The organism is Bradyrhizobium sp. CCGB01, from assembly GCF_024199795.1.
Lineage (GTDB): Bacteria > Pseudomonadota > Alphaproteobacteria > Rhizobiales > Xanthobacteraceae > Bradyrhizobium.
This window is the reverse complement of record NZ_JANADK010000001.1, coordinates 398,466-412,661: the sequence shown is the minus strand read 5'-3', so window position 1 is coordinate 412,661 and position 14,196 is coordinate 398,466. Positions and strand designations below refer to the sequence as shown.

Annotated in this window: 13 protein-coding genes; 3 read left to right on the top strand and 10 right to left on the bottom strand. The window is 64.6% G+C overall.

Annotated elements, in window-relative coordinates; translation table 11 throughout:
• Positions 1-36: 36 nt before the first annotated feature.
• From NLM25_RS01895 to dnaK, 8 genes are all read right to left on the bottom strand, one after another.
• Positions 37-1,752 carry a type I secretion system permease/ATPase gene (locus NLM25_RS01895; RefSeq protein WP_254141094.1) on the bottom strand — a complete coding sequence of 572 codons (1,716 nt, stop codon included), beginning with the start codon at positions 1,750-1,752 and terminating at the stop codon, positions 37-39.
• 129 nt (positions 1,753-1,881) lie between these two features.
• Positions 1,882-3,183, bottom strand: coding sequence for a calcium-binding protein (locus NLM25_RS01890; RefSeq protein WP_254135820.1), 1,302 nt, complete (start codon positions 3,181-3,183; stop codon positions 1,882-1,884).
• Positions 3,184-3,538: 355 nt separating this feature from the next.
• Positions 3,539-3,844 (bottom strand): DUF1330 domain-containing protein, encoded by a 306-nt coding sequence (locus tag NLM25_RS01885; protein ID WP_254114780.1) that lies wholly within the window; start codon positions 3,842-3,844, stop codon positions 3,539-3,541.
• A 22-nt stretch (positions 3,845-3,866) separates the two neighbouring features.
• Positions 3,867-4,577 carry an orotidine-5'-phosphate decarboxylase gene (gene pyrF, locus NLM25_RS01880; protein WP_254135819.1) on the bottom strand — a complete coding sequence of 237 codons (711 nt, stop codon included), beginning with the start codon at positions 4,575-4,577 and terminating at the stop codon, positions 3,867-3,869.
• Positions 4,578-4,583: 6 nt separating this feature from the next.
• Positions 4,584-5,162, bottom strand: coding sequence for an NADPH-dependent FMN reductase (locus tag NLM25_RS01875; RefSeq protein WP_254114782.1), 579 nt, complete (start codon positions 5,160-5,162; stop codon positions 4,584-4,586).
• A 57-nt stretch (positions 5,163-5,219) separates the two neighbouring features.
• A complete protein-coding gene (locus NLM25_RS01870) occupies positions 5,220-5,819 on the bottom strand; it encodes a class I SAM-dependent methyltransferase (protein WP_027561640.1) in 600 nt (199 codons plus the stop codon).
• Between the two features lie 96 nt (positions 5,820-5,915).
• A complete protein-coding gene (dnaJ, locus tag NLM25_RS01865; protein WP_254114783.1) occupies positions 5,916-7,043 on the bottom strand; it encodes a molecular chaperone DnaJ in 1,128 nt (375 codons plus the stop codon).
• A 245-nt stretch (positions 7,044-7,288) separates the two neighbouring features.
• Positions 7,289-9,190: a molecular chaperone DnaK gene (gene dnaK / locus NLM25_RS01860; RefSeq protein ID WP_014490835.1), complete on the bottom strand. Its 1,902-nt coding sequence runs from the start codon at positions 9,188-9,190 to the stop codon at positions 7,289-7,291.
• 393 nt (positions 9,191-9,583) lie between these two features.
• Here dnaK and NLM25_RS01855 point away from each other — a divergent pair, with 393 nt between their 5' ends.
• Together NLM25_RS01855 and pncA are read left to right on the top strand one after the other, a co-directional pair.
• On the top strand, positions 9,584-10,525 hold the full coding sequence (locus tag NLM25_RS01855; RefSeq protein ID WP_254135818.1) for a hypothetical protein: 942 nt from the start codon (positions 9,584-9,586) through the stop codon (positions 10,523-10,525).
• Positions 10,526-10,670: 145 nt separating this feature from the next.
• Entirely contained in the window at positions 10,671-11,393 is a 723-nt protein-coding gene (pncA, locus tag NLM25_RS01850; RefSeq protein WP_254135817.1) for a bifunctional nicotinamidase/pyrazinamidase, read from the top strand.
• A 130-nt stretch (positions 11,394-11,523) separates the two neighbouring features.
• Here pncA and grpE read toward each other — a convergent pair whose 3' ends face one another.
• Positions 11,524-12,129, bottom strand: a complete 606-nt coding sequence (gene grpE, locus NLM25_RS01845; RefSeq protein ID WP_254114786.1) for a nucleotide exchange factor GrpE — start codon at positions 12,127-12,129, stop codon at positions 11,524-11,526.
• Positions 12,130-12,225: 96 nt separating this feature from the next.
• On the bottom strand, positions 12,226-13,314 hold the full coding sequence (hrcA, locus tag NLM25_RS01840) for a heat-inducible transcriptional repressor HrcA (RefSeq protein ID WP_254114787.1): 1,089 nt from the start codon (positions 13,312-13,314) through the stop codon (positions 12,226-12,228).
• 168 nt (positions 13,315-13,482) lie between these two features.
• On the opposite strand from hrcA, the gene rph reads away from it, so the two are divergent.
• A complete protein-coding gene (gene rph / locus NLM25_RS01835) occupies positions 13,483-14,196 on the top strand; it encodes a ribonuclease PH (RefSeq protein WP_247970100.1) in 714 nt (237 codons plus the stop codon).

The following is a 14,196-nucleotide window of genomic DNA, read 5'->3' as shown; positions in this document are numbered from 1 at the left end:
CAGGCGCGGGCATCGCGATGGTTTGACCAGTCTGCGTCATGGCCCCGCTCTCCACCCCGTCAGCCTCTGCGGTTCGGCATCGCGCGGGACCACGGCCCGAGTGGGGACCGGTGCCGGCCGCTGGGTGCGAAGAACCTCATAGGGGGGGCCGAAGGTGATCTGGTTGCCGTCCCTCAAGAGGAGCACGGCATCTGCGATGGTCAACAGGCGCGGCCGATGGGTCACGATCACCGATGCTGCGCCGCGGGCCTTGGCTGATAGAATCGCGGAGCACAATGCTTCTTCGCCGTCCGGGTCGAGATTGGCGTTGGGCTCATCCAGCAGGATCAATTTGCGATCGCCAAAGAAGGCACGTGCAAGACCAATGCGCTGGCGCTGGCCACCGGACAGCCTGCTGCCGTCGCGGCCGATCTCGGTCTGATAGCCGGCCGGAAGGGACAGGATCATTTCATGCGCCTGCGCAAGCATGGCCGCGGCGACGATAGCCTTGTCCTGTGCGCATTCATTGAACCCGGCAATGGCTTCGGCCACCGTTCCGCCCAGGAGCTGCACGTCCTGGGGAAGATAGCCGACGAATTGCCCAAGCTGATCGGGATCCCAGTTATGGAGTGCTGCGCGGTCCAGCCGGATCGTGCCGGTGCTCGGCCGCTCGAGGCCTGCCATCAAGCGCAGCAATGTGGACTTTCCAGCGCCGGTCGGTCCGATCACGACGACAAGTTCGGAAGGGCGGCACTGAAATGAGATGCCCGCGAGAATGGGACGCTGCACGCCGCCAATCCGGAATGTCACCCGTTCGACCTGGAGAATGCCGGATGGCGGCGGAAGCAGCGTCTTCTGCGAGCGCGCAAGAACCGGCATCGCGGCGTTGCAGACTTGCGTCCAGGCGTCCTGCGCAGATGCCAATGCGCGCCAGGCCGAAACCAACCCTTCCATGGGCTGCAATGTGCGGGCGATCAGGATCGAACTCGCGATCAGACTGCCGGACAGCACCTCGTTCTGAAGCACGAGCCAGGCACCGGCACCGATCGCGGCAATCTGCAGGATGGTCCTGACCATTCGCGCGGCGGCCGTAATCGTGTAGATGCGTTCGCTCGCCCGCACGACCGGAGACAGGGCTTCATCGTTGAGGCTCATGAACGCGCGGATGGCGCCTCGGGTCCAGCCCATCGCCCGCACCACGCCGGAGTGCCGGACGATTCCATCGAGCAACGCCTGGGTCTTCAACGCGGCCTGAGAGGCCTGCGCGATTTCCCCGCGCGCGATCCAGTGGCTTGCAACGCCCATCGCCAGCAGGATCCCCACCCCGATCAGGACTATGACGCCATACCAGGGGTGCAGGAAGAACAGGATGAGAATAAACACCGGAAGGAATGGCGCATCTATCAGCGATGTCACCGTTCCGCTCGACAGGAAGGTTCTCAGCTCGCGAAGCTTGACGAGATCATGCGGCCGGCCGTCGGCCGGCGCCGCGCCGGTGATGCTGCCTTCAAGGATGATCGGAGCGAGGCAGTGCTCGAACCCGACGGCGAACCGGCTCAACAGGCGGTTACGAAACGTATCGAACGCAGCGCTGAAGGCGAGGGCACCTACGGCGATGACGGTGAGGCCGACAAGCGTCTCAATGCTGCCGCTGCTGAGCACACGGTCGAACACCTCGATGGAATAGAAAGGTACGACCAGGAGCAGCAGGTTTACGGACACGCTAAAGCAGACGATCCACCCCAACGCGGATCGTCCCGGAATCAAGGTCACCAGCAATCTCTGGTCAGATGCTGGGATCGCACCACGGTTACGCGAATACATAACTGGCCGGCACTATCACTGACTGGAACAAAATGCAGAGCGGGCGGGGCGGCCTGACAGCCGCCCCGCGGGCTGGAGCTAGACAACTGCGATGGCGTCGTAACCAGCGGCAGTGTTGATGTCGTCAATCGATTCGAACGGAGTCGCACCGCCCGTGACGCCGTCGAGCTGGATGGCACCGAAGCCGAAATCCAGCACGGTGTTGGTGCCGTCGTCGTCCACGACCACCGTAGCCGGGTCAAAGCCTGGCGGAGCATCGACAACAACGGCATCGCCGTCGGCGAAGCTGAGATCGGTGACTTCATCATTGCCGAAGTTGGTAGCCGTGTTGTCGCCGAAATTGTGCGTGTCGGTACCCGCACCTCCCGTCAGTACATCGTCGCCGAGTCCGCCGTCGAGGACGTCGGCGCCGTTGCCGCCGTCCAACTCGTCGTCGCCGTCACCGCCGCTCAAGGTGTCATTGCCATTGCCTCCCGAGAGGATATCGGCTCCAGCATTGCCATTCAGGGTATCGGTGCCGTCGCCGCCGTCGAGCGTGTCATCACCGGCGTTCCCTTCGAGCGTATCGTTACCGGTTCCGCCGGCGAGTTCGTCATCACCGGCACCGCCGCTCATGGCATCGTTACCCGCGCCGCCGGCCATTTCATCGTCGCCGGCATCGCCGAACATCGTATCGTTACCGGCGCCGCCATCCATGATGTCGTCGCCCGCGTCGCCATGCATGGTGTCGTTGCCATCGTCGCCATTCAGCGTATCGGCGCCCAAACCGCCGTTCAGGACGTCGTCACCGGTACCGCCATTCAGCAGGTCATTGCCAAGTCCGCCGCTCAGCGTGTCGTTGCCGGCGTCGCCATTCAGAGTGTCATCTCCGAAGCCACCGGTGAGTACGTCGTCACCGTTGCCGCCGTTCAAGACGTCATCGCCGGCGTCGCCGCTCAACGTGTCATTGCCGGCGTCGCCCCACAGGGTGTCGGCACCCGCGCCGCCATGAATGTCATCATTGCCGTCGCCGCCGTGGATGCCGTCGTCGCCGGCGTCACCAAAGAGCTGATCATCGCCGGTTCCGCCATCGATGGTGTCGTTGCCTTGGTCGCCATGGATGATGTCGATGCCGGCATTTCCGTTCAGCGTGTCATCGCCCGCGCCGCCATTGATCGTGTCATCGCCATCGCCACCGGTGATGGTATCGATACCGGCATTTCCATCCAGGGTGTCGTTGCCGGTACCGCCATCGATGGAATCGTCGCCCGCGCCGCCGCTTGCGGTATCATTGCCAGCCAGGCCAGTAATGGTGTCGTTACCTTGAAGGCCAAAGATCTGATCGTCCGCAGCTGTGCCAGGCAATACATCGTCGCCTGCTGTTCCGATGATCACTGCCATGATCTCCGCTCCCTTTGCATGGAAATGCGCGACACGGGGCGCATTGCGGCCCGTCATGGACGTCGCAGATTTCGGGTTTGGCTTGATACCCATCACCGATCGGCGTGGGCTCCAATCAAGCAACCTTGGATGAAAGGAGAGCGATGCAGCAATCCCCATTTGGGGACAAAAGAATACGACAAGCTGGTGGACCCAATGAGGTCTTCATCTCAGCTGCGAACGGCCTCACTCGTTCGATCGAATGAGGCCGTCGAGGCGATATCCCGATCGCGCACGATCATCCTATGCGCGTTCTGTCCGCGAGAGCCGGATATGCTCGCGTCAAACCGGGATATGCTTTCGTGACAATCCGTCTTCAGGGCTGCGGGCCGTCATAGCCCTCGATGATGATGAGGTCGGCGATGGAGTGCGGCTGGCGCACCTTGATGTTGGCCTGGTATTCCGGCGAGTTGTAGCAGGCGATCGCGGTCTCGTAGTCGGGAAATTCGATCACGACGTTGCGCGTGCGGCTCTGGCCTTCGACCGTGGTGAAGCGGCCGCCGCGAACGACGTAGCGGGCGCCGAATTTCTTGAAGATCGCGAGATTGGCGACCGCATAGGGCTTGTAGCCCTCGTCATTGGACACATCGACGCGTCCGATCCAATAGCCCTTTGCTGCCATTCTTCTTCTCCTGGTTTGTTGTTCAGCCGAGCGCTTGCGCGATCTCGACCTGGATGGCCTCGGCGACAGCCTTCGGATCGGCAGCTTCCACCACCGGCCGCCCGACGACGAGATAATCGGCGCCGGCAGTGATCGCACGGCCCGGCGTCATGATGCGTTTCTGATCGCCGCTCGCCGCGCCCGCCGGCCGGATGCCGGGAGTGACGAGGCTCATCTGGCGACCGACGATCTTGCGCAAGGCGCCGACCTCTTCGGGCGATGACACCAGCCCGTCGACGCCGAGCACCTGCGCCTGCTGCGCGCGCGCTTCGACGAGCTCGGAGACGCTGAGCCGGTAGCCGGCCGCGTGCAAATCGTCGTCGTTGTAGGACGTCAGCACCGTGACGGCGAGGATCTTCAGGCTCGCGCTGCCGCGGCCTTCGACGGCGCCCTTCATGGTCTGCGGATAGGCGTGCACGGTGAGGAACGTCGCGCCCAGCCTGGCGACACTCTCGACACCGCGCGTCACCGTGTTGCCGATGTCGTGCATCTTGAGGTCGGCAAACACCTTCTTGCCCTTGTCGGCGAGCTTGCCGATCAGCGGCAGGCCGCCGGCATAAGCGAGCTGATAGCCGATCTTGTAGAAGGTGACGCTGTCGCCGAGCCTTGCGATCATCGCCTCCGCGGCGTCGACGCTGGGCAGATCGAGCGCAACGATCAGGCGGTCCTTCGGGGCGATCTCGGCTGGCGTCATGTCACCTCACATCATGCGTTGGGAAATGTCGATCAACTGCCGCACCAGCTCCTTCAACGCGGCGATGTCGCCTTCGTTCTTGAGCTTGTCCATATCGTCATAGGCCTGGTCGGCAAAGGCGAGCGTGAGCTGGCTGGCAATCACATTGGCGTGGCAGGAGGTCAAGATCAGCCGCAACGCCTGCAGTGCACGGGCGGCGCCGAGGCGGCTCTGCGATGCGCCGGCGAGCGCGAAGGCACGGCCGCGGAAAACATCGCCGCGCGCCTCGTGCGGATCCTGCACGCGGCTGACCCAGTCGATCGCGTTCTTCAGCAGCGGCGGCACGGAGGCGTTGTATTCGGGCGAGACGAACAGCACGCCGTGATGCGTGCCGATCATGCGCTTGAGATTGATCGCGTGCTTCGGCACGCCTGATTTGGCCTGGAGATCGCCGTCATAGATCGGCAGCGGAAAATCGGCGAGCGAGACGCGGGTGACGTCGACGCCGGCCAGGGCGAATTCATGGGCGGCGACCGCCGCCAGCTTCGCATTGTGCGAGCCGGTGCGCAGCGAGCCGGGAATGACCAGGATTTTGGGTGCGGACATCCGCTTCCATGCGTTCGGCGAAACGAGCCCGCCGCGCAAAGGGTGATGCCGGCGGAATTAGTCCTTGCGATACACCCAGACGCGGGCCGGCGGAAGGTTCATCCAGATCCGTTCCGAAGCCTCTGTGGACACGCCGGGCAGCGATTTCGGGATCGGCGGGACCACCGCATAGGTGAACTGGACGAAGGGCGCGCCCGGCGCCAGCGCCGTGAAGGCGTCGCGGATCAGCCGCAGCCGCGTCAGCATCGGTTTCGTCACGAGCGGCAGGCCGGAGACGACCGCGGAAGCGGGCGCGCTCAACACGTTCCAGAGCGTGTCGCGCAGGCGATAGGCATCGCCCTGCACCACCTTGGCCTGCGGATAGCGATCGCGCAGCAGCGCGCAGAAGCCGGGATTATATTCGACGAGGACGAGGCGCTTCTGGTCGACGCCGCGCTCGACCAGGGCCGAGGTGATGGCGCCGGTGCCGGGACCGAGCTCGACCACTGGTGCGTCCGAGTCGATATCGACGTAATGCGCCATGGTCCGGGCCAGCAGCTTGCCCGACGGCATCACCGCGCCCATGTGCAGGGGCTTTTCGATCCATGATCGGAGAAAACGCACCTCGTCATCGAGACGAGGCTTCTTCAACGCACGCGCGGACGATGGCAATGGCATGTCAGGACCGGACTGGACCGCGGGACCGCGAGACCGCGGCGTGTCAGAAAATGGTCATAAACAGGTATAGGCCGAAGACGATACGGTCAAGACGAGTCAGCTCGCCCGATTACTGAACAGATCCTTGACCTTGGCGAAGAAGCCGACGGACTCCGGCTGGGTATTGCCCGAGGAGAGCTTCTCGAACTCGGCCAGCAATTCCTGCTGTTTCTTGGTGAGATTCTGCGGGGTCTCGACCGCGACCTGGACATACATGTCGCCCATCTGGCGCGAGCGCAGCACCGGCATGCCTTTTGCTGCAATGCGGAAACGGCGGCCCGACTGGGTTCCGGCCGGCACCTTCACCTTGGTTTTGCCGCTGTCGATGGTCGGCACCTCGAATTCGCCGCCGAGGGCGGCCGTCACCATCGAGATCGGCACCCGGCAATGCAGATCGGCGCCGTCGCGCTGGAAGAGCTGGTGCTGGGCCAGCGACAGGAAAATGTAGAGGTCGCCGGGCGGGCCGCCGCGGACCCCGGCCTCGCCTTCGCCGGCGAGCCTGATCCTTGTGCCGTCCTCGACGCCCGGGGGAATGTTGACCGACAGATTCCGCTCGCGGGTGACCCGGCCCTGGCCGGAGCAGGACGGGCAGGCATCCTCGATCGTCTGGCCACGGCCCTGACAGCCCGGGCAGGTGCGCTCCAGCGTGAAGAAGCCCTGTGACTGCCGCATGCGGCCGGCGCCGCCGCAGGTCGAGCAGGTCTTCGGCTTGGTGCCGGCCTTGGCGCCGATGCCCGAGCAGGCCTCGCAGGTGACCGAGACCGGAATCTCGATCTGCGCGGTCTTGCCGCCAAAGGCTTCCTCGAGCGTGATTTCCATGTTGTAGCGCAGGTCGGCGCCGCGCTCGCGGCCGCCGCGGCCGCGCTGTCCGGCCATGCCGAACAGGTCCTCGAAGATGTCGGAGAAGGAGGAGGCGAAGCCCGCGCCGAACCCGGCGCCGCCGCCGGGACCGCCCTGCTCGAAGGCCGCATGGCCGAAACGGTCATAGGCCGCGCGCTTGTCCTTGTCCTTGAGGACTTCGTAGGCCTCGTTGATTTCCTTGAACTTGACTTCGCTGGTGTCGTCGCCGGGATTGCGGTCCGGGTGGAATTTCATCGCAAGCTTGCGGAAGGACGATTTCAGCACGGAATCGTCGGCAGAGCGTTCGACTTCCAGGGTTTCGTAATAGCAGCGCTTGGTGGACATGGCGGGCTCGGTCTATCCAATCGCGATTCAAGTCGGGGCGAAACAACGTCGCCACGCGACGATATAAGCAGCCTTCTGCCCTGCGGCAGAGGGCAGCGAAGCGGCGTTGAGCATAACCATAGGGAATTGATCGATCGTAACGGGCGCCTTGCCCGTCGAGCCCGACACGAAGACCTCCCCCTTGAAGGGGGAGGCTGACTGAGCGTGTGGGGTCCAAGCCGTCCGCATCATCACCCTCTTGGGGTTCAGGCGGACTTCTTGTTGTTCTTGTCGTCGTCGACTTCGGTGAACTCCGCGTCGACGACGTCGTCCTTGGCCGCGTCCTTCTTGGCGTCGGCTTCGGCCTGCTGCTTGTACATGGCCTCGCCGAGCTTCATCGAAGCCTGCGCCAGCGTCTGGGTCTTGGCCTTGATCGCCTCGGCATCGTCGCCCTTCAGCGCTTCCTTGAGGTCGCTGACGGCATCCTCGATGGCGCGGCGCTCGGTCTCGGCGACCTTCGAACCGTGCTCGGCCAGGGCCTTCTCGGTGGAGTGCACCAAGCCATCCGCCTCGTTCTTGGCAGTGACGGCCTCGCGGCGCTTCTTGTCCGCCTCGGCATTGGCCTCGGCGTCCTTGACCATCTTCTCGATGTCGGCTTCCGACAGGCCGCCGGAGGCCTGGATGCGGATCTGCTGCTCCTTGGCCGTGGCCTTGTCCTTGGCCGAGACGTTGACGATGCCGTTGGCGTCGATGTCGAAGGTCACCTCGATCTGCGGCATGCCACGCGGGGCCGGCGGAATGCCCATCAGGTCGAACTGGCCGAGCATCTTGTTGTCGGCCGCCATCTCACGCTCGCCCTGGAAGACGCGGATGGTGACCGCGTTCTGGTTGTCCTCGGCGGTCGAGAACACCTGGCTCTTCTTGGTCGGGATCGTGGTGTTGCGGTCGATGATGCGGGTGAACACGCCGCCCAGCGTCTCGATGCCCAGCGACAGCGGGGTCACGTCGAGCAGCAGCACGTCCTTGACGTCGCCCTGGAGCACGCCGGCCTGGATCGCGGCACCGATCGCCACGACTTCGTCCGGGTTGACGCCCTTGTGCGGCTCCTTGCCGAACAGCTGCTTCACGACTTCCTGGACCTTCGGCATGCGCGACATGCCGCCGACCAGAACGACTTCGCCGATCTCACCGGCGGTGACGCCGGCGTCCTTCAACGCCTTGCGGCAGGGCTCGACGGTCTTCTGGACGAGGTCGTCGACCAGCGCCTCGAACTTGGCGCGGGTGAGCTTCATCGTCAGATGCTTCGGGCCGGTCTGGTCCGCGGTGATGAAGGGCAGGTTGATTTCGGTCTGCGTCGTCGACGACAGCTCGATCTTGGCCTTTTCAGCGGCTTCCTTCAGGCGCTGCAACGCGAGCTTGTCGTTGCGCAGGTTGATGCCCTGCTCCTTCTGGAACTCGTCGGCCAGATAACCCACGAGGCGCATGTCGAAGTCTTCGCCGCCGAGGAAGGTGTCGCCGTTGGTCGACTTCACCTCGAACACGCCGTCGCCGATTTCGAGAATGGAGATATCGAACGTGCCGCCGCCGAGATCGTACACGGCGATCGTGCCGGTCTTGGTCTTGTCCAGACCATAGGCGAGCGCGGCCGCGGTCGGCTCGTTGATGATGCGCAGCACTTCAAGGCCCGCGATCTTGCCGGCATCCTTGGTCGCCTGGCGCTGGGCGTCGTTGAAGTAGGCGGGAACGGTGATGACGGCCTGGTCGACCTTCTGGCCGAGATGGGCTTCCGCGGTCTCCTTCATCTTCTGCAAGATGAACGCAGACACCTGCGAGGGCGAGTAGGTCTGGCCGTCGGCCTCGACCCAGGCGTCGCCGTTGGAAGCCTTCACGATCTTGTACGGAACGAGCTTCTTGTCCTTCTCGACCATCGGGTCGTCGTAGCGGCGGCCGATGAGGCGCTTCACTGCGAAGAAGGTGCGCTCGGGATTGGTGACGGCCTGGCGCTTGGCCGGCTGGCCGACGAGGCGCTCACCGTCGTCCGTCACGGCGACGATCGAAGGCGTCGTGCGCATGCCTTCGGAATTCTCGATGACTTTGGCGTTCTTGCCATCCATCACGGCGACGCACGAATTCGTGGTGCCGAGGTCGATCCCAATGACCTTTCCCATGGTCCTGATATCCTTGTTTTTGCGGCAGGTTGGTTGGGCCCAGAAGGCACCCGATCCAAACCCCCTAAGATCAAACATCCGCGATATTGCGATGATTGGGGGTCATATAGGAGGGGGGGAGGGGGCTGCAAGGACCGAACGCAAGTTTCGGCCGTGAAAACATTGGGTTTTGGAAGATCATATCCGGGCTCAACCGCCCTTGCGGGTGAGGAATTATTAACAGGTTCGGTTGTCGCCGGCCCCGCCACGGCGGTCCGTCCCGCCCTGTTGCCGGAAGGCCAAACCCGCTAAAAGGCGGGCGGCCGGATAACCGCCTTTGGGGCGGCTTCGCGCGACAAAGCGGCCCGATGGCCGACCATCGAACGGCCTCAATGTGAACCAATCAGAGTGCCCATGAAGCTGATCCGCCCCCTCGCCGCGCTCGCCCTCCTCGCCGCAACAGCGCTTCCGGCGCTTGCCGCCGACGCCGTTTTCCCGCCCGGCTTGCGCCTCGGCATGGTGCCGCTGGTCGGGCTGAGCACGGCCAAGACCTTTCCGGGCTTCGAGAGCGAGGACGGCAGCGTCAAGGTGCTGATCACCGAGCTGCCGCCGGCGGCCTATGGCGAGGTCGTGAGCGCCTTCAATTCCAATCCCGCCGGCACCGCCGGCGTCAAGCAGGACAAGATCGAGACCCCCGCGGGTCTGGCCTATTACACCACGGAAAGCGGCAAGGCCGGCGATACCCCGGTGAAGCGCTATTCGATGATCGTGCCGGGCGCCGGCTTCTCCGGCTATGTCGCCGTGCAGATCCCGGAGAACGCGACCAGGATCTACACCGACGAGGCGGTGCGGCAGATGTTTGCCAGCGCCACCACCCGCAAGCAGGTCTCGGCCGAAGAGCAGATCGGGCTGATGCCGTTCAAGATCACCGATCTCGCCGACTTCAAGGACATCCGCACGCTGGCGCCGGGCGCCAGCATCATCCTGGCCGACGGCAACGAGAGCTCGGGCTATGAATCGAAGCCGTTCATGATCCTCGGCCTGATCGGCGCCACCCCGCAGCAGGCCGACGACCGCGCCCGCTTCGCCCAGGAGGCCGCGCTGCAGATCCCCGGCGTGCGCGAGTCCCGCGTCACCATGTCCGAGCCGATCCGCATCAACGGCCAGCAGGGTTTCGAGACCCGGATCGACGGCGTCAGCGGCAAGGACAAGACCCCGGTGACCGTGGTGCAGTGGATCCGCTTCTCGAGCGGCGGCACCTCCTTGCGCATCATCGCCAGCGCCCCGCGCGACCAGTGGTCGGCCGCCTTCACCCGCTTCCGCGCCGTGCGCGACGGCATCCAGCCGAAGGGGTAGGCGGCACACTCGGTGTCGTCCCGGCGAAGCTGGGACGACCAAGAGAGCCCAAGCACTCACCAGACCTGGCTGCATTTTCGGGCTTCTGTTCGCTCGCGCGCGGAACTAGGCTTCGTCTCCATTGGCTCACAAGGGGAGGCGAACGATGCTGGATCGGCGACAGATTTTGACGGCGCTTGGGACGACGGCGCTCGCAACCCTCGCTCCAACCGCGCTCTTTGCAGCCGCATCGATCAAGCCGGACGATGCATCCGCGCTGCTTGTGATCGACGTGCAAAACTGCTTCCTGCCCGGCGGCAGCCTCGCCGTGAAGGAAGGCGAGCAGGTGGTGCCCGTCATCAACAAGATCTCGAAAGCGTTCGCGAACGTGGTGATGACGCAGGACTGGCACACGCCGGGCCACGTCTCGTTCGCTTCGGTGCATTCCGGCAAGAAGCCGTTCGAGACCGTCGATCTGCCTTACGGCAAGCAGGTGCTGTGGCCCGACCATTGCGTGCAGGGCACCGACGGCGCCGCGCTGTCGAAGGACCTTGCGATCCCGCATGCCGAGCTCATCATCCGCAAGGGCTTTCACAAGGACGTCGACAGCTATTCGGCCTTCCTCGAAGCCGACGGCAAGACTTCGACGGGCCTCGCCGGTTACCTGAAGGGCCGCAAGATCAAGCGCGTCTTCGTTGTGGGATTGGCGACGGATTTCTGCGTCGCCTGGACCGCGCTCGACGCGCGCAAGGCGGGCTTCGAGGTCTATGTGGTGGAGGACGCCTGCCGCGGCATCGACACGCAGGGCTCACTGGCGAAGGCCTGGGCCGATATGGCCAAGGCCGGCGTGAAGCGGATTCAGTCGGGTGACATCGCGGTGAGCGCGTAGGACACACGCATCCGCCAGCCCCTCATGGTGAGGAGGCGCGTCAGCGCCGTCTCGAAGGATGAAGGCCGAGCTGAGAGAGCCGGGCCCTCATCCTTCGAGACGCGCGCGAGCGCGCTCCTCAGGATGAGGATCAGTTCGACTCGTTGCTGTTGGCGGCGGCGGCCGCCTTTGCGCCACCCTTGGCGACACCGACCAGCGCCGGGCGCAGCACGCGCTCGCCGATGGTGTAGCCGGCCTGCATGACCTGCACGACGGTGCCCGCAGGCACCGACGCATCCGGCACCTCGTACATCGCCTGCTGGAAGTTCGGGTCGAACTTCTGGCCCTGCGGATCGAACTTCTTCACGCCGTGCTTTTCCAGCGCGTTGAGCAGCGAGCGCTCGGTGAGCTCGACGCCCTCGATCAGCGAGGTCAGGCCGGGATCGGCCGCGGCACGGGCTTCGGCCGGAACAGCATCGAGCGCGCGCTGGAGATTGTCGGCGATGTCGAGCACGTCGCGGGCAAAGCCGGTGACGCCGTAGAGCTTGGAGTCGGCGACCTCCTTGGCGGTGCGCTTGCGCAGATTCTCCATTTCGGCCAGCGTCCGCAGCATGCGGTCGCGCGCCTCGGCGGCTTCCTTCTGCAACAGCTCGACCGAGCCCGGCTCGGGATCGTCGGGCATGATGTAGGGCTTTGACACCACGGGCTCCCCGGTCGGCGGGGTCGTGTCGTCGGGCTGCCGGTCTCGATCGGTCATCGGCTCTCTTCTCAAACTCATCTCAAGGGATTGTTGGCCCGGATATCGTGCCTAAGCTTGCGAAAATCAAGCGCCCGTGATCGGAGGAAACGCCGGTCACCCCCCCAAAAGGCGGCTGACGATGCGGGCGGCGTAGTCCACGGTCGGGATCACGCGGGCATAATTCAGCCGGGTCGGCCCGATCACGCCCAAAACGCCGACGATATGGCCGGCGGCATCCCGATAGGGTGAGATGATCGTGGAGGAGCCGGACAGCGAAAACAGTTTGTTCTCGCTGCCGATGAAGATCCGCACGCCCTCGGCGGTCTCGGCGCGTCCCAGAAGGTCGATGACGCCGCGCTTGGTCTCGAGATCGTCGAACAGCAGGCGAACCCGTTCCAGATCCTCCAGCGCGTGCAGATCCTCGAGCAGATTGGCGTGGCCACGAACGATGAGCTGGCGGTCTTCGTTCTCGCCGCCGGACCAGCTCGCAATACCGGCCGAAATCACTTTCTGCGTCAGCTGGTCGAGCTCGGCACGGGCTTCGCCGAGCGCGGTTTCGAGCTCGAGCCGCGCCTCGGCCAGCGTGCGGCCGCGGATCCGCGCATTGAGGAAATTACCGGCTTCGGTGAGCGCCGAGGAGGGAACCCCGGGCGGCAGCGCCAGCACGCGGTTTTCGACCTGGCCGTCCTCGCCGACCAGGATCACCAGCGCCTTTTCCGGTTCCAGGCGGACGAATTCGATGTGCTTCAGCCGCGCATTGGATTTCGGCGTCAGCACGACCGCTGCTGCGCGGGTGAGCCCCGACAGCCGCGTCAACGCCTGATCCAGCGCCGCCTCGACCGATTGCGCGTGGCCGACGGTGGCAAGCTGGCTCTGGATCGACTGCCGCTCGGCCTCGTTGAGGTCGCCGACCTGCATCAGGGCATCGACGAAGAAGCGCAGGCCGAGTTCCGTCGGCAGCCGGCCTGCGGAGGTGTGCGGGGCATAGATCAGGCCGAGCTGTTCCAGATCGGCCATCACATTGCGGACCGAGGCCGGCGACAACGGCATGGCGATCAGGCGCGCGATATTGCGCGAGCCGACCGGCTCGCCGGTCGCGAGATAGCTTTCGACAATTTGACGAAAGATGTCGCGGGAACGCTCGTTGAGCTGGGCGAGGCCTGCGCGCGGCGCGATCAGATGGATCGGATCGTGATGGGCCACAGACGGTAACTCCTGTCAGACGCTCATAATTTGTCCATCCCGGGCCGTTCTGACAAGCGTGGCGTTTGCGGGGTGGAAAACCGGGGGTGAAAAAGCCTTGTCCTCCCGACTCACCCCACCTACAAGCACCGCGAACAGCCCTTTTCCGAGAGTTTTGGAGGATTTCCCATGCGGCCAAGCCGCCGTGCGCCCGACGAATTGCGCCCCGTGACGCTGGAGCGCGGCGTGGTCAAATATGCGGAAGGCTCCTGCCTCGTGAAATTCGGCGACACCCATGTGCTGGTCACCGCCACGCTGGAAGACCGCCTGCCGCCGTGGCTGAAGGGCCAGGGCCGCGGCTGGGTCACCGCCGAGTACGGCATGCTGCCGCGCGCGACCTCAGAACGCACCCGCCGCGAGGCCTCCGCCGGCAAGCAAAGCGGCCGCACCGTCGAGATCCAGCGCCTGATCGGCCGCTCGCTTCGCACCATCGTCGATCTCGAAGCGCTCGGTGAGCGCCAGATCACGGTCGATTGCGACGTGCTCCAGGCCGACGGCGGCACGCGTACGGCCTCGATCACCGGCGCCTGGGTCGCGCTCGCCGATTGCATCAACTGGATGAAGGCGCGCAACATGATCAAGGCCAACGTGATGCGCGACAACGTCGCCGCGATCTCCTGCGGCATCTACAACGGCACGCCCGTGCTCGACCTCGACTATGCCGAGGATTCGGAAGCCCAGACCGACGCCAATTTCGTCATGACGGGCGATGGCCGCATCATCGAGGTGCAGGGCACCGCGGAACGCGAGCCGTTCACGCAGGACGAGTTCCTGGCGCTGATGGCGCTGGCGCGCAAGGGCGTCGCGCGTCTCGTGGACTTGCAGAAACTGGCTGTCGCGTAG